This window comes from Hahella sp. CR1 (genome assembly GCF_029813005.1).
GTDB lineage: Bacteria > Pseudomonadota > Gammaproteobacteria > Pseudomonadales > Oleiphilaceae > Hahella.
Map to the genome: position 1 here is coordinate 19,024 of NZ_JAPELK010000001.1, position 15,954 is coordinate 34,977.

Annotated in this window: 16 protein-coding genes; 4 read left to right on the forward strand and 12 right to left on the reverse strand. The window is 55.9% G+C overall.

The window, feature by feature from the left end:
* Positions 1-7: 7 nt before the first annotated feature.
* Genes ONV78_RS00080 through ONV78_RS00090 form a run of 3 tightly spaced genes read right to left on the reverse strand, consistent with a single transcriptional unit; the run spans position 8 to position 2,971 of the window.
* Positions 8-517: a chemotaxis protein CheW gene (locus ONV78_RS00080; RefSeq protein ID WP_279500076.1), complete on the reverse strand. Its 510-nt coding sequence runs from the start codon at positions 515-517 to the stop codon at positions 8-10.
* Positions 501-2,579, reverse strand: a complete 2,079-nt coding sequence (locus ONV78_RS00085; RefSeq protein WP_279500078.1) for a chemotaxis protein CheA — start codon at positions 2,577-2,579, stop codon at positions 501-503. Before ONV78_RS00085 ends, ONV78_RS00080 begins: the two co-directional genes overlap by 17 nt.
* 29 nt (positions 2,580-2,608) lie before the next feature.
* The gene (locus ONV78_RS00090; RefSeq protein ID WP_011394441.1) at positions 2,609-2,971 is read right to left on the reverse strand and encodes a response regulator; all 363 of its coding nucleotides are present in this window, start codon (positions 2,969-2,971) and stop codon (positions 2,609-2,611) included.
* A 287-nt stretch (positions 2,972-3,258) separates the two neighbouring features.
* On the opposite strand from ONV78_RS00090, the gene ONV78_RS00095 reads away from it, so the two are divergent.
* Positions 3,259-3,909 (forward strand): hypothetical protein, encoded by a 651-nt coding sequence (locus ONV78_RS00095; protein WP_279500080.1) that lies wholly within the window; start codon positions 3,259-3,261, stop codon positions 3,907-3,909.
* A gap of 99 nt (positions 3,910-4,008) precedes the next feature.
* Positions 4,009-4,755: an MBL fold metallo-hydrolase gene (locus ONV78_RS00100; protein WP_216738977.1), complete on the forward strand. Its 747-nt coding sequence runs from the start codon at positions 4,009-4,011 to the stop codon at positions 4,753-4,755.
* A 27-nt stretch (positions 4,756-4,782) separates the two neighbouring features.
* On the opposite strand, the gene ONV78_RS00105 is transcribed toward ONV78_RS00100, so the two are convergent.
* From ONV78_RS00105 to ONV78_RS00115, 3 genes are all read right to left on the reverse strand, one after another.
* Positions 4,783-6,465 (reverse strand): fused response regulator/phosphatase, encoded by a 1,683-nt coding sequence (locus ONV78_RS00105; protein ID WP_279500085.1) that lies wholly within the window; start codon positions 6,463-6,465, stop codon positions 4,783-4,785.
* A gap of 29 nt (positions 6,466-6,494) precedes the next feature.
* Complete coding sequence (locus ONV78_RS00110; protein WP_279500087.1) at positions 6,495-6,797, reverse strand: STAS domain-containing protein; 303 nt, start codon at positions 6,795-6,797, stop codon at positions 6,495-6,497.
* A gap of 238 nt (positions 6,798-7,035) precedes the next feature.
* Positions 7,036-8,253 carry a methyl-accepting chemotaxis protein gene (locus ONV78_RS00115; protein WP_279500089.1) on the reverse strand — a complete coding sequence of 406 codons (1,218 nt, stop codon included), beginning with the start codon at positions 8,251-8,253 and terminating at the stop codon, positions 7,036-7,038.
* Between the two features lie 204 nt (positions 8,254-8,457).
* Here ONV78_RS00115 and ONV78_RS00120 point away from each other — a divergent pair, with 204 nt between their 5' ends.
* The gene (locus tag ONV78_RS00120) at positions 8,458-9,621 is read left to right on the forward strand and encodes a hypothetical protein (RefSeq protein WP_216738973.1); all 1,164 of its coding nucleotides are present in this window, start codon (positions 8,458-8,460) and stop codon (positions 9,619-9,621) included.
* Between the two features lie 21 nt (positions 9,622-9,642).
* Here the strand turns inward: ONV78_RS00120 and ONV78_RS00125 are convergent, their stop codons facing one another.
* Positions 9,643-9,966, reverse strand: a complete 324-nt coding sequence (locus ONV78_RS00125) for a TraR/DksA C4-type zinc finger protein (protein WP_279500092.1) — start codon at positions 9,964-9,966, stop codon at positions 9,643-9,645.
* A 144-nt stretch (positions 9,967-10,110) separates the two neighbouring features.
* Here ONV78_RS00125 and yjjX point away from each other — a divergent pair, with 144 nt between their 5' ends.
* Positions 10,111-10,638 (forward strand): inosine/xanthosine triphosphatase, encoded by a 528-nt coding sequence (yjjX, locus tag ONV78_RS00130; protein WP_279500094.1) that lies wholly within the window; start codon positions 10,111-10,113, stop codon positions 10,636-10,638.
* 255 nt (positions 10,639-10,893) lie between these two features.
* Here the strand turns inward: yjjX and ONV78_RS00135 are convergent, their stop codons facing one another.
* The 5 genes from ONV78_RS00135 to malE form a co-directional block, all read right to left on the reverse strand.
* The gene (locus ONV78_RS00135; RefSeq protein WP_011394431.1) at positions 10,894-11,172 is read right to left on the reverse strand and encodes an RNA-binding protein; all 279 of its coding nucleotides are present in this window, start codon (positions 11,170-11,172) and stop codon (positions 10,894-10,896) included.
* Positions 11,173-11,430: 258 nt separating this feature from the next.
* Complete coding sequence (locus tag ONV78_RS00140) at positions 11,431-11,919, reverse strand: hypothetical protein (RefSeq protein WP_279500099.1); 489 nt, start codon at positions 11,917-11,919, stop codon at positions 11,431-11,433.
* Between the two features lie 156 nt (positions 11,920-12,075).
* Positions 12,076-12,966 carry a maltose ABC transporter permease MalG gene (gene malG, locus ONV78_RS00145; RefSeq protein WP_216738969.1) on the reverse strand — a complete coding sequence of 297 codons (891 nt, stop codon included), beginning with the start codon at positions 12,964-12,966 and terminating at the stop codon, positions 12,076-12,078.
* A 10-nt stretch (positions 12,967-12,976) separates the two neighbouring features.
* Entirely contained in the window at positions 12,977-14,527 is a 1,551-nt protein-coding gene (gene malF, locus ONV78_RS00150; protein WP_279500103.1) for a maltose ABC transporter permease MalF, read from the reverse strand.
* 128 nt (positions 14,528-14,655) lie between these two features.
* Entirely contained in the window at positions 14,656-15,849 is a 1,194-nt protein-coding gene (gene malE, locus ONV78_RS00155) for a maltose/maltodextrin ABC transporter substrate-binding protein MalE (protein ID WP_216738967.1), read from the reverse strand.
* Between the last annotated feature and the right edge of the window lie 105 nt (positions 15,850-15,954).

Genomic DNA, 15,954 nt, shown 5'->3' on the forward strand with positions numbered 1-15,954 from the left:
CCTGCGTTTACGCGCTTTTCTCGACGTCCATGCCCAAGGCCCGGATCAAATCCAACATCACAATCATGCGACCGTCATATTCGACCACGCCCTGCGCGAACTGCGTCGCTTTGCGTTTGCGTAATTCCGGCGAGGGTTGGATTTTGCGGGAGGGAAAGCGGACCACATCGTTGAGCGCGTCAATGACCGCGCCTCGCACCCGCTCCCGCCCTCCTGAGTCGAAGGCGAACATCACCACGACGGTGTGTTTGTTGTATTCCAGCTTGGTCAGTCCGATGCGTTTGCGCAGATCAATAATCGGCACGATGGCCCCGCGCACGTTGATCAGACCGCATTCCCAGGGCTCCGCGTAAGGCACCCGCGTCACCGGCTCCCAGGCGCGAATTTCCTTCACCAGCATGATGGGGGCGGCGTACTCTTCATCCGCCAGGCTGAAGGTCAGATATTCATCTTCCTGTTCCGCCTGCTGCTCCGCATCCTGATCTTCTTCAAGGGGTTGTTTAACCTGCATCTGCATAACTGATTTCCGAATCTTTTTGCAGTTGCGACAGGCCGCCGACATCCAGAATCAGCGCGACTCTGCCGTCTCCGAGAATGGTGGCCGCCGATACGCCAGGAATCAGGCGGTAATTCTCTTCGAGGGATTTGATGACGATTTGCTGCTGACTGAGCAGCTCATCCACGAACAAGCCAAAGCGCCGGCTTTCATGCTCGACGATCACAATAATGCCATCTGTAAGCGGCTTGGGTTTTTCGCCTTCGTTCTGCGCCGCATCCAGCGCCTCCGATAACCGCAGCACCGGCAGATAGGCGCCCCGAAGTTTGATGGTCTCATGAGTGCCCGCCACCCGGTTGATCATGGAGGGGTCCGGCTGCAGGGACTCGATGATGGTGACCAGGGGAATCACGTAAAGTTCTTCGCCCAGCGAAATGAGCTGGCCGTCCATGATGGCGAGAGTCAAAGGCAATCGGATAGTGAAACGGGTGCGTCGATTCAGCTCCGACTCCACCTGAATACTGCCGCCGAGGCTTTGCACGTTGCGTTTCACCACGTCCATGCCGACGCCGCGGCCGGACAAGTCACTGGCCTCTTCCTTGGTGGAAAAACCAGGCAGGAAAATCAATTCAAAAATCTGCGCTTCATTAAGGATAGCGTCGCTGGGAATCAGCCCTTTACGTTTGGCTTTGGACAGCAGCACTTGCGGGTCCAGCCCCTTGCCGTCGTCCTCCACCTCAATGACGATATTGCCGACCTGATGATAGGCGCGCAGGTACACAGAGCCATGTTCGGGCTTGCCCTTGGCGACGCGATCAGCCGGGTTTTCAATGCCGTGGTCGACACTGTTGCGCACCAGATGCACCAGAGGATCGGTGATCTTTTCAATGACCGTTTTATCGACCTCGGTATTCTCTCCGCTGAGCATCAGTTCAATATCTTTACCCAGCTGCCGGCTCAAATCCCGCACCATGCGCGGAAAGCGATTGAAGCAGAAGGAGATCGGCAGCATGCGGATCTGCATGACGCCTTCCTGCAACGCCCGGGTCTGGCGCTTTAACTGGGTCAGTCCCTGCAGCAGTTTCTCCATGCCCTGCAAGGCTTCATCCTCGCTTAACATGTTCAACATGGATTGAGTGATGACCAGCTCGCCCACCATGTTGATCAGCGCATCCACCTTGTCCAGGTCGACGCGGATAGACTGGCTTTCCGCCACCGCTGCAGGCTTGGCTTGTTTGGCCGCGGCGGGGGCAGCGCTTTTCTCCGCCGTTTGCGCAGGCTCGGCGGACACGGCAGGTTCCTCCGCCTCTGCTGGCGTCGGCGCCGCCTGAGCCTTAGGAATGGGGACGATAGCCATGTCGCACTCGTCTTCGACCCAGGCGAAAGCGTCGTCGATGGCGGCTTTGTCCACCGGTTTACGCAGCCTCACGGTCCAGCCCAAATAGCTGTTCAGCGGTTCAAAGTGCTCCCAGTCCGGCAAGGTGCTGATGTCGCATTCGATCTCTGCGTCGCCTTCCGCCAGGGACGCGATTTCTTTCGCCAGACGCAAAGGATCGTTGCCCCGCTGCATCATTTCCTTGTGCGGAGTGAACACCACGCGCCAGCCGGCGACGCCATCGTCCCCGCCTGCTGAATCTGCGGCGGGAGCGCTTGCGTCGCTGGTTGACGAAGCCGTGGACGTCGTCAATGACGATTGATCCTTGGAAATGGCTTCCAGCTTGGACTTATGCTGGGCGAATTCTTCTTCGGGAATGTCCTCGCCGGCTTTGGCGGAGGACAGCAACAGGCGCAGCGCGTCAACGGACTCCAGCAACACGTCCACAATGGGTTGGGTCAAACGGCGTTTGCCGGCGCGAACTTCGTCGAGCAGGTTCTCCATCACATGGGTGTAGGCCGCCACCTGGGAAAAACCAAAGGTGGCGCTTCCCCCTTTAATGGAGTGAGCGGCGCGGAAAATATTGTTGATCGATTCAGGGTCAGGCGCGTCAAGATCCACTTCCAAGAGGCTCGCCTCTATGGTGTTGACGGCTTCAAAGCTTTCTTCAAAAAAGACATCGTGAAAGCGAGAGAGGTCCATGCTCATGCGACTCTCCTAAGCCGGCGTCAGGCCGGTTATCCCAAGACTTTTTTTACCGTGGCGACCAGTTGATCCGGGTTGAATGGTTTGACGATCCACCCGGTCGCGCCCGCCGCTTTGCCTTCCGCTTTTTTGTCCGCGCCGGACTCGGTGGTCAGCATGAGCAACGGGGTAAATTTGTAAGCCCCTTCCGCGCGAAGGTTTTTGATCAGGGAGATGCCGTCCATGACGGGCATGTTGACGTCGGTGATCACCAGATCATATTTGCCGGACTTCGCTTTGCTCAGCGCTTCCTGACCATTGGCGGCTTCGTCCACCTGGTATCCGGCTCCCTTGAGTGTGAACGTCACCATCTGGCGCATGGAGGCGGAGTCATCCACTGCGAGTATCTTTGCCATATAGTCCCCAACACTTTTTTTGATTGTGCGCAATAAACCGGTCAGGTTTCCCGAACTAACCCAGATTACTGTCTTATACGGCTCAAACAGAATAACGGCTCAAAACTTAACCGGAACCTGAAATAAAAGCATAGCAGCATATTTAAAAATCACAGGAGCAAAGAACGCGAGACGCACCGGTTTCGCGAAAGGGACGCGAAAGCCTTCGCCATGAGGCTCTGCGAGTTGTAAAAGCGAAAACTTCCGCTTTAATTGAAGAAAAGATCAGGAACGGACGATCCGCGACAATGGCTGAACTCAATGTGCTGAAGCAGGAAGACATTGACGAACTCGTGCGTCAGTATGAGGGCCGCTCCATACCCCGTTTCGTCGCCTCGGCGACCCTGGCCAGCGAACTGAAAAGCACCATTCACTACGCCAAACTCATCGCCATTTCCTCCAAAAACGCCCAGGCCATCACCGCCCGCGCCGGAGAATGGGGTCAAGGTTTCAGCGGCATCACCCAATTCATCGAGGAAATCGCCTCCCGCAGCATGGTGTGCGCCGCGGATATCGGCGCGGCCTCCAAAGAGCTTTCCCGTAGCGCGGTGAGACTGATGAACCAGCAGAAGTTCGCGTCGGCGCTGAACAAATCCATGCGCGCCAATGAGGCGAAGTCGGAGGAGTTGCGTGAGATTCTGCAGCGTAATCTGAAGGATCAGGCGCAACTGGAAGAGGTCACCAACGGCTACTATCGCAGCGTGCGTAAACTGCTGACCGAGATCAGGGATTGCACCCGCGCCCTCAAGTCCATCGTCGCCAACTGTCGTATTGAGGCGTCCCGGGCGGGTCCCTTTCAGGAGTCCCTGTTCACCATTGCCGAGAATATAGAAAACGCGGCCGAACGCATCAGCGAACGCATTGCAATCGGTCTGCGTCTGATGGGCCTGCTGACCTGACGCCAACCGCCTCGGAACACAGCAGGCATTGAACGACAACAATGCGGAAACGCGCGCGGTCTGGCGTTTCCTGTAGCAGACAGGTGGAGAGCAGCGTCCATGCATTCCGAAGCGCTATGGCAGGGCAAACGCCATAAATGGATTATTTGCGGCCGAGACACAGGCAAACCCCAAAAAATCATCGACACCAATCAATATATGGTGCGCACCGACCGCCGCTTGCTGATACTGGAGCCTGGCGGCATCGAGCTGTTTTCCGCCATGCTGGCGTGCGCGCTGGACTGGGCGCCGATCCATGAGATCACTGATTTGTTCGCCTCCCATCAGGACCCCGATATCATTTCTTCGCTGGGACTCTGGGATCAGGCGCTGCCCAAGGCGCGCCTGCATGCGCCCTGGCTGTGGGAAGGGTTCATCCGCCATTTCGGCATGAGCCATATCGAATACGTCGCCCTGCCGGATGACGGCGGCGTGCTGGAGCTGGACGGCGTCAATCTGCAGCTTATTCCCGCCCACTACATGCACTCTTCCGGCAACTTCAACGTCTACGATCCAGAGCTCAAGATTCTGATGAGCGGCGATATCGGCGCCTCCCTGGAGCCGGGACAACCGCCGCTGTTCGTGGAGAATTTCAAGGAGCACACCCGCTACATGGAGCTGTTCCACAAGCGCTGGATGCCGTCCAATACCGCCAAGAATGATTGGGTCGCCCGAGTGCGGCGGCTGGATATCAAGTACATGGCGCCACAACACGGACGCATTTTCAAAGACGATGACGTGGGGCGCTTCCTGGACTGGCTGGAGCAACTGGAAGTGGGCTCGGCGTTACGCACCGCTAATCGTTGAGGCGACATTCCTGTCGCCCCGGCGCGCTTAATCCAGTTCGATCAGCGCTTTGACGGTGGAGTTTTCTCCGTCCAGTTCAAACTCAGCGCATAGCGCTTTAATGAGCGGTAAGCCGCGACCGAAAGACTCGTCATTGCAGTCCAGATCCTCCACTTTGATGGAGAATCCGGGTCCGCTGTCGCTGACCATCACCATCATGCGCGCCGGACGGGTGTTGGATAAATGCACCTGCAGGCTGACGTAACCGTCCTCCAGTTTTTGCAGACGGGCGCCGCGCTCCTGGTAGTAGCGATCGAAACCTTCTTCTTCGTCTTTCAGCGATGACGACAATCCCAATACGCCATGCTCCAACGCATTGTTGAACAGCTCCGCCAACACCATAAACACGACTTCCTTGTTATTACGCACCACCGCGTGGCTGCCCAGCCACTGTCGCAAAATCATCAGCGGATCGGAGTCGCGTAACTGATCAGGGCCCCAGTGCAATTCCAAATGAAACTCCGGCAGATTGGATTTGGGAGACGTCTCATCGCCCTTTGTCTCCTGATCCGGCGAGGCTTCGCATACCGCTTCAGGCGGCGGCTCGCATTTCAGCTCCACCAGAGATAAATCGTCCTGTAAATCCGGGTCGTCATTGAACTCATGCACCGCCTCGATCAGAGCGTCGAACAGATTATCCTTGCCAGACTCCAGCACTTCACGCAGGCGATCTTCGCCAAACATCTCGTTGGCGATGTTGGGGCATTCGGTGATGCCATCGGTGTAGATATAAAGACGGTCTTTCGGGGTGACGGAGATCATCTCCGTCCAAGATTCAAACTCGTCCATATCCATCACTCCCAGAGGCATATGGGCGGAATGAATGATGCGCCGGATCTTGTTGTCTCCGCCTACGATAAAGGCGTCCGGCAGACCGCCGGCCCATACCTCGATTTTGCTGCGGGTAGGGTTGATCTCCAGCAGACAGGCGGCGAAGAACATGGTGGGAGGCAGGAAACGCTTGAGGATTTTGTTCAGTTCCAGAGAAATTTCGCTCACCGAGAGGTTACGCTCGCACATGGTGCTGAACGCCTGCGCCACAGGAATAGAGCCGACAGAAGCGGCTAAGCCATGGCCGGTGAAATCTCCCACTAGCACATAGGCGCCGCCGTCTCGCTTCTCTTTCAGCAAGACCAGATCGCCATTAAACGTGGAGCGCGCGGTGCAGTGGTAGCGAACGCCATACACATCCTTGGCGCTGAGCTTGAGCGCCGCGGTCATGATGTGCTGGGTCATCTCATGCTCGGCCTGCACCTTGGTGTGGAAATAGGCCAGTTCGCGGTTTTGCTCCACTACTTGCCGGTTCAGCGCCAGGGTCCGCGAGTGGGCGCGGATTTTCGCCTGCAGGGTAACGAAGTTAACCGGTTTGCCAAGAAAGTCGTCGCCGATGGACAGGCACTCCACCAGGGCCCGGTCATCATCCAGCGCGGTCAGAAATACGATGGGGATATGCTCCTGGCCGGCTTCCTCTTTGATAATGCGCGCCGCTTCGTAGCCATTCATCCCCGGCATCAGCACATCCATAAGCACCACATCCGCGCCTTGCTTGCGCCAGATCTCCAGCGCCTGCTCGCCGGACTCCGCGAACTCACACTTGTGGCCGCCTTCCTCCAATACGAACCCCATGAGCTGACGACTGTACATATCGTCGTCCACCACCAGAATATTCATACCGATCCCCCTCACAAAGCCGCGCGGGCTCAGCTAATGGCGAACTTCTTGTCAAATTTCGCTATCTCTAGAATTTTGCGGATGCCGGGGGAGCAATTGACGATTTCAATCTTGACCGCATCGGAGCCCAGATAGCTGCGCATATTCAACAGCATGCCCAGCGCCGAGCTGTCCATGTGCTCGGTCTGCCGCATGTCGATGTAGAAATGCTTCTTTTGCTTGTGAGCCTCATAGGCTTCCCGGAACTGGTTCACCACGCTGAAATCGAAACGTCCGCGAATGTAGATAGTGACGGCGGCGCCGTCCGAGGTGACTTTGGTTTCTATTGTCATAACGCCCTGTTCCCTGAGATTGATCTGACGGATTAACCTGGCGACCACGTCGTCTTGTTAATCACCAGACGCAAAAATGCGCCTGCGCGGCGACAAGCCGCGGGAGACAGGACCCGATTGCGCATGTCCTGTCGCGTGCAGACAAACATGGCCACGCCGTTTGCCTGCTGATAATTCCTTCTACGCGCTCGCCGGCGTTTTGGACCCGTCGACTCGGGGCCCGAACCGGATCTCTAAATTAAAACAGCTCTATATCGGCGCCGGATTCCGCCGCCTTGGCGGAGCCATGCTTGCTGGTATCGTTGTGCAGGGAGTCCAGACGTTCTCTGATCTTGCCGATATCCGCACTCCGGGCGCTTTTGCCGCAGACTTCCGACTGCAAGAGCATGGCGTTATTCAGCGTTTCCAACCGCCTCATCATGCGGCCGCAGGTCTGCATGGCGATGTCTCCAAACTGCAGACCGCGCACGCTGGAGTCCACGGACTGTTTGATTTCCTTGGTGAGCTGGGTCATGCGCCCCACGGCGTCATTCACCTCATCATTGACTTCCCGCATGGTGTGCAGCATCTGGTCGATGTAGCTGCGCGCATTGAGCGCGTCTTTCATATCCAGCGAGGCCACATCGCCGACAATCGCCCGCACTTTGCTGATGGCGTCTTTGGTTTCGTTGGCCTTGCCCTTGATCTGCGTGTTGAGATCGCTGGAAGTACGCGACAGGCGCCGTACTTCGTCCGCCACCACCGCGAAGCCGCGTCCGGCCTCGCCCGCCCGCGCTGCTTCAATGGCCGCGTTGAGCGCCAGCAGGTCGGTCTGGTCGGCGATTTCCTGAATGTTGCCCAGCAGGGAGAACATCTGGTCGATGTGAGTGACCATATCCTCAATGCGATGCACTGCATTCACGCTTTTCTCACTGACGCTGACCAGCAGCTCCACATAGGTTCCGATCACCTGATCCAGGGATTTGGCGAAAAACTCGATGCTGATGTTGTCCTCGATTTTTTCTTTTTTGACTGGATTCTTAGCGTCGTTCTTTTTCCCCTTCATCCGCTCAAAAATTTCCTTGGCCAGCTCGTTCTGATGGTTGGTCAACTCACTCAAAGAAACGAACGCCTGCCCCAGTAACTCGATGTTATTGCTGATGGTGTCCGCCAGGTCGCGATTATCCGAGCTGATGGAAGCCAACTGCCCATTGGCGTAATTGTCGATTTCCTTAACCGCGCTCTGAAAGTCGCGCTCGCTGCTTTGTCGCTGTCGCTCTTCCTCTCCTTTACTCTCATTCTGCTTGCCGTCGGAAATCAGGCAGGAAGCGAAAAATGACAGGCTGGAGACGGTGAACAGTCCGGCGGAGAGCAATCCCGAGGTTAACCAACCCGCGCAAAGCGTCGCCAGTCCCGTTCCCAGGGCAGCCAATACGATTGGATCTTTCGCCATGAGGTTCTGTGACATTGAAAGCATAGGATTCCAGAAAAGCTGTTAGAAATGGATTTAATAACTATAGAACAACCTGCCGACGCCGTTTAAAAAATAGACCCTGATCAAAATAAACCAGGGTTCCCGGGATCAGCGCTGACGCATCGCAGCCAACCCGGAAAAATGCGCTATGCTTCTGGAATAACCATGCGAAAAAGCGGAATACGGATCATCGGCAAGGAGTTTCATATGGGTCTGAAATACGCAGGTCTGGTCATAGGCTCGCTGCCCGAGCCCCTGCAGACAGCCAGCCTGAGCCTACTGGAACTGCAACAAAGCGAACTGCACGACGCCATTGAAAAGATCAACGATGGCCAATGGCATGCGATCATTCTCTGTGTGGAGCAACCGCTGAAAGAGGCGCAAATGACTCTCGGCATGTTGCGCCAGGACACCCAGATCGGCGACACCCCTCTGATATGCCTGACCTCCGACAACAGCGTCGAAGACACCATTGCGCTGTTCAACTCCGGCGCGGATGACGTCATCCCCACCAATACGCCGTCGGAAGAGTTTATCGCCCGCATCAACAAGGCCATCATCAATCTCATCGCCAACAGACAGCTCAAGTCGCAACTGCAGTTCACCCACGACGTCGCCATGTCCGCCATGACTGACAGCGGCGATATGGGCGTCAATATCAACTTCCTGCTGGATTCCGCCGACTGCAATAACTTCGACGAGCTGGGACAACGCCTGTTTCAGGCGCTGAATAATTACGATGTGCGCTGCAGTCTGCAGATTCGCGGGCGCTTCGAAGAAAAAAACATGGAGCCCAACGGCCTCTCCCGAGACCTGGAAAGCCGTCTGCTGCGACATTTTCAGGACGCGGGGCGCCTGCATGCCGCCGGACGCCGCCTGTTCATCAACTTCGACCAGGTGTCGCTACTGGTGAAAAACATGCCGCTGGGTGACGATAAACGCTGCGGACGTCTGCGCGACAATCTGTTCTATCTGGTGCAGGGCATGGACAGCCGGGTGAAAGCGCTGGACGACCGCCGCACCACGGAACTTCAGGTGGAGATTCTCAAACAACTGACGTCCAAAGCGGAGACGGTGCTGGACGAGATCGACAAGCGCTACGCGGACGTGGCGGACCAAATCATCAGCGCCACCGAGAACGCCGCCGAACAAATGGTGTTCGCCCTGAATACACTGGGGTTATCGGAAGAGCAGGAACACTCCATCATGTCGATCATCGACAACGCCATCTTCACCACCAATGACATCTTCCATCAGGGTCTGCGGGTTAATCCGGGAAATCGTCAGCTGATCCAGCAAATATCCGAAATGATGAAACTGCCTCCTGAAGAACTGAACCGCGCCTTGGAGCAGTTCAGCCTGGAGTCATAGGAAGTAATACTGGGGAAGTGGTTATTCAGACTTGCTGGCGCAACTGACGCACAGCTCTGCGAAAGGCAACACCTGCAGGCGGGACTCGGGAATTTCCTCTCCGCATGCGACACAGACGCCATACTCACCCTGCTGTAGCCGTTGCAGGGCCTTCTTCACCTGATTGATCTCGATTTCCGTCTCGACTTTGAGCGCATTCAGCACGTCGTCATTCTCCCGCTCCTGGGCCTGCTCCGCCGAGTCTGCGGAATGCTCCGAGGTGAGGTCACGGGTGATGTCTTCCAGACGCGTAATGAGTTCAGACAGTTGCTCGGACAACCTGTTCTTAATGTGGGACTGCTGCATAATCTCTCCTTCACGATGCTTACGGTAGTATCCCAGGCTGGTATTGCTCTCCCTGGCAAGAATGTCATTAAACAGAATATATGGCTTGATTCGCCGCAAACCAACAAGTATTAATTGCGATTTTGTTGCAACAGAGAGATGTCTATGGAAGTCATCGTAGCCTCCGTCAATCCAGTTAAAGTCAATGCGGCGCGCAACGGCTTCGGTCGTTGTTTTCCCGATTCGCAGATTCACTGCGTCGGCGCCGGAACCGAATCCGGCGTCGCGTCTCAACCCCTCACCGACGACGAAACCCTGCAAGGCGCCCTGAACCGGGTGCAGGCGGCGCGGGAAGCGCACCCTTCAGCCGACTACTGGGTGAGCTTTGAAGGCGGCGTCGACCGAATTCGCTCCCAACTGTTCGCGGTCGCCTGGGTGGCGGTGGGACACGGGGACGATATCAGTTACGCGCGTTCAGCAGCGCTGCCGCTACCGCAAGCCGTCGTCGAAATGATGGATCAGGGAATGGAGCTGGGAGAAGCCAACGACCGGTTATTTGGAACGCAGAACAGCAAGCAACAGACAGGCGCAATCGGACTGCTGACCCGAGAGTTGCTCAGCCGCGAAAGCCTGTACGCAGACACGCTGATCCTGGCGCTCACCCGCTTTACGCTTCCAGAGGTTCGGATTTAAGCCGTCTCATCCGTCGACGCTGTTTTTCTCCGCTGACGCAGAATAAACATTAGCCACGATCCGACGTTTTCACCGATACAAAGAAAACCGCCAAAACCCGGCGCAAGGCCGGGTTTGGAAAAGCAAAGGCGCGCTTAGCGGCACAATTTCCGTTCAGGACGAACGGAAGCGGCTGCTACAAAGCATCGCTCAGTAAGGAACAAAAATCGCCGCCCGGCTAAGCCGGTGAACGGTTATTTTCCTTACAATGACAAATTAGTGGCGAGGTCTGAAATTACGCTTTGGCTTTTCTTCCCGGGGACGAGCCTCGTTAACTTTCATGTTACGGCCTTTCAGATTGCTTTCATTAAGCTTCTGAATCGCCTCTTCCGCCTGCCCGTTATCGGACATTTCTACGAAGCCGAATCCTTTGGACTGGCCGGTATCTCTGTCGCGGATGATATTGACGTTGCTGATATCGCCATAGGCCGCAAACGCTTCCCGCAAATCGTCTTCTGTTACCTGATAGGACAGGTTTCCAACATAAATATTCATCTCACCATCTCATTATTTGTCACGAGCGCCTGTAGCAATCACACTGACGAAAACCAAACGCTCCAATTATCGTCAGTGACTAGCCAACCGCTGGCTAATTCGGTTGCAGGCCCGCTCTCGCGCCTGCGCACAATGCATACAAATCTGGAACAAAAGTGGCAAAACGTCAAATGATTTAACTATGGAACATTCCCATTTCCAATTGATGACATATCACCACCGCCAACCCTTTATTCACCCGTGACGAATGCGACAGCGTCAACTTGCGCCGCCCCCTTCGCCAGGGGCGTCCAGATCCTGCAACAACTTGATTTTAAGTAAGCACTTCCTGACCTCGAAGGTGCGGGTATAACCGGGGAAGTTGGGTTCATCCACCGGCACCGAGACAGGACCCGCCGCCGAAGCCAGCGTGACAGTACGCCCGGACGCGCTTTGCTCCGGCACGTTATCGAACTGGTATTCCTTGAAGCACAGGGTATTCTCGACATCAAACCCCTTGGCGCCCTGCTCTACCGATAACTCTGCGGCGCGCCGAATAGCCAGCTCTTCCACTTCGACCAATTCATATTTCTTGTAGGTTTCGTAACTGACCTGATAACCCCCTTCCGGCAACGCAATTTCGGAATAACCGTGGGGCCGACCGTCTTCTTTCGCCATATAGTCCGGCAGTTTGGAAAACGCGGAACAGCCGCCCAGTCCGGCGGTCAGGGATAAAGCTGCGATAATTAACGAAATTCGCGGGAACATTAGGGAATCTCCTTATCAGGAGATTCAATTTATCACAGCGGGAGAGGAATACTCAGACCCAGTTCGAAAAACTCGACTGGCGCACAAAAAAAGACCCGGCCGTCTGGCCGGGTACGCGCAAGGAATAATTTGGAAGACGAGAGGATGATTGCGCGATTACCCTTTCACCCCACCTGCAGTGAGTCCACCCACAATCCATTTCTGGCAATAAAGAAAAATCAGCGTGATGGGAAGCCCGGACAGCACCGCCGCCGCCGCGAAATCTCCCCACAAATAGTTCTGCTCATAGAGATACTGCTGAGCACCCACCGCCAGGGTCAGGTTGTTCACATCCAACAGCAGGATGGAGGCGATTGGGTACTCCATGATGTTCATCACGAAAGCGAGGATGAACACCACCGCAAGAATCGGCACCGACAGCGGCAGCAGAATGTAGCGGAACGCCTGCCAGGTGGTGGCGCCGTCCACAATGGCGGCCTCCTCCAGCGAGCGGTCGATGGATTCGAAATACCCTTTGATCGTCCAGATATGCAACGCCATGCCGCCCAGCGAAGCGAGAATCACCGCCCCGTGAGTGTCGATACCGAGCCAGCTCACGTGGTTGCCGATCTGATCGAACAAGGCGTACAGCGCGACCAGCGACAACACCGGCGGAAACATCTGGAAGATCAGCATGGACTTCAGAATCACGCCCTTGAACTTGAAGCGCAGACGGGCGAACGCATAAGCGCTGGTAGTGGACAGCAACAGGATCAGCGCGGAGGAGATCACCGCGATCTTGATGGAGTTCCACAGCCACAATAGCACCGGGAACGGCGGCTGCAGCACCGTGCCGTCCGCCTGGGTATAGGGAATGCCCAGAGCCAGCGACCAATGCTCCAGAGAGGGATGCTCCGGCAGCAGACTGCCGGTTGCGAAGTTGCCGGTGCGGAAGGAGATCGACACCACCATCAGCAGCGGGAACAGGATGATCCCGATAAAACACAGCAGTCCAAAGTGGGTCGCCCAGACCCGATAGCGCACTGAACGCGGCTGCACCATCGCCATAATAACGCTCCTATACCTTTATCTTGGACAACTTGAGGTTGATCAGCGACAGCGAACCCACCAGGATGAAGATCGCCGTAGCGATAGCCGCCGCCAGACCGAAGTTCTGCCCGGAATCCTGGAAAGCGATGCGGTAGGTGTAACTGACCAGTAGATCCGTGGTGCCCGCCGGTGTCGTGGCGCCGATAATATCCGGCGCGCCGCCGGTCAACAGAGCGATCAACACGAAGTTGTTGAAGTTGAATGCAAAGCTGGCGATCAACAAAGGCATCAACGGCTTGATGATCTGCGGCAAGGTGATGCGGAACAGGTTATCCAACGGAGTCGCTCCGTCCATGGCGGAGGCCTCATACAGATCACGGGGAATCGCCTGCAGCAATCCCATGCACAACAGCATCATGTAGGGATAACCCAGCCAGGTGTTGACGATCAGAATCATGGTGCGCGCCAGCGCGGGATCGCTGAACCAGTCCGGACGCACGCCGAACAGGTTCTCCAGCACCAGATTGATTTCACCAAAGTTCTGATTGAACAACCCCTTGAACACCAGAATGGAAATAAAGGCGGGCACGGCATAAGGCAGGATCAGCATCATGCGATAGAAGCCTTTGCCCTTGAGCTGATCCCATTGCAGGATATTCGCCAGCACCAGACCTACCGCCAGAGTAAACAGCACGGTCATGGTGGCGAACGCCAGCGTCCACACGAAGATCTCAATGAAAGGCCCACGGATGCTGGAGTCGGTAACCACCTGCACATAGTTGTCCCAGCCAATGGTGACGGTCCAGCCCGGAGACAGGGTTTCGCCCTGAGGGCCTTCGTAGAAACCAATATCCTGATTCGGCGCATAGACCACGCCAGTCTGCTGATTCACCAGGCTGCCGTCGTCACGCAGGCCGTACAACGACTGCATGGGCGCGAAGTTGCGCAGTCCGGCGAGGCTTAACGAAGCGCCGCCTTCCAGATTGACGGACAGACTTTTCAGGTCTTCTTTCAGCTTGATGACGTCTTTGATCCCCAGCGGTTGGGTATCCGGGGCAGCCTGTTCGACCGGGGCCACCGCCAACGCGCTATTCTGCAGTTCACTGAAGCTGAATGGCGCGGACGCCCAGCTTTGTCCCGCAGGGCTCTCCAGGCGCATGACAAATTTGTCGTCCGTAGGATAGAGCTTGAAATCGTATCTTTCTTCGCCAGTCTGAAAACGCTGGCTGAGCAGTTGCTCAAGCACCCGTTCCTGAGACAGCAGGTTACTGGCGCTGTAGTTAGTGAAACCTATGCCGACGGTGTACAACAGGGGAAAAATAATAAACACCACCATGCCGGCGATGGAGGGATAAATATAGCGGTGTGCATAAGCTTTCGGACTGCTGAAGATATAAGCGGCCGAACCGATTACCACCAGAAACAGCAGCGCGAAGGCGATCTGGTTCTGGACGTACAGTGCGACAGTCAAATATAGAGCCAATAACAGTACGGCTCCGACCGTCGCCCACTTGAAAACTGCTTTTGTCATGGGTCGCTTGTTATCTACAACAGGTGACGAAAGGGCGTGAGTTAGCATGTATATAGCCCCTATTGCTACGTCTGATCAATAATGGTCGTGCTGTTCCGGCGTCGCCGGAAAAAGGTCGCTACCCTGTCGGCGAGGCCGATCAGGCGTGGGCCCGTCCATGAGCCCGAGCGGCCGCATCAGCGAATGATGCGCTTCGCCGCCATGTCCAACGCCTCATCCACGCTCTGTCTGCCAGACGTGATGTTTTGCAGCGCAGGCCCCATGGAGGACCAGAAAGCGCCCATTTCAGGAACGTTTGGCATGGGCTCGCCCATTTCCGCGTTCTTGAAGGTGGCGGCGATATTAGGATCTGCGGACAACTCCTTCATGAAGGCCTTGTTGGCCACCGCGCCCAGAGGCACGTCGTCGTTCACCATCTTCAGACCTTTCAGATTCAGCATGTAGTTCTCGATAAACTCGATCGCCAGCTCTTTGTTCGGGCTGGCGGAGTTGACCGCCGCCGCCAGGACGCCAGTGAAGGGTTTGCCGGGCTCGCCGTTGACGGAAGGAATCATGGCCACGCCAAAGTTGATGCCGCTCTTCTTCAGGTTGCCCCAGGCCCAGGGACCATTGATCATCATGGCCACTTCGCCCTTGTTGAACTTGGACTCCATGACGCCGTAGTCAGCGCCTTTCGGCATCATGCCCTGATCGATCAACTGCTTGATCAGATTCGCCGCGGACTTGGAGCCTGCGTTGTTCACGCCGGTGTCCTTGACGTCATAGCCTGCGCCGTTCTTTTTAAAGGGGTAGCCGCCATTGGAGGCGAACAGAGGCCAGGAGAAGTAGGTGTTGTTGTAATCCCACAGAATGGCGCGCTTACCGTCCGCCGCCAGTTTCTTGTCCAGCGCCATGACGTCTTCAAATGTAGCGGGGGGCGTGGGGACCAGATCTTTGTTGTAGATCAGACCAACCGCTTCCAGCGCGATAGGATAACCATAGACTTTGCCGTTCCAGCTCACCGCGTCCCAAGTGAAATCGACGGTTTCGTCTTTGATTTTCTTGGAAGGATTCAGCGGAGAGATCAAACCGGACTTCGCCCACTCGCCAAAACGGTCGTGAGCCCAAATGAAAATATCAGGCCCGTTGCCGGTAGCGGCGGCCTGTTGAAATTTATCGGTGACATTATCAGGGTGGGCGACGCTCACCTCGATGCCGGTGTCTTTCGCAAACCAATCGCCGACTTGCTGTAGTCCGTTGTAACCTTTGTCGCCATTTATCCAGACAACCAGTTTCCCTTCTTCTATATCGGCATGCGCGCTCGAAACCGCTCCGGCCGACACTAGCAATGAGGCTGCGACTGAGCCGACAAGCTTTTGCCAAGCTTTCATTGTATTACCTCTCTGTGGGTTATTGTTGTTGTCCACAAGCCATGTGGGGGCATTATGTGTTTAGGGATACTCCGCCATATGAGTAAGATCCGCATCATCCCTATT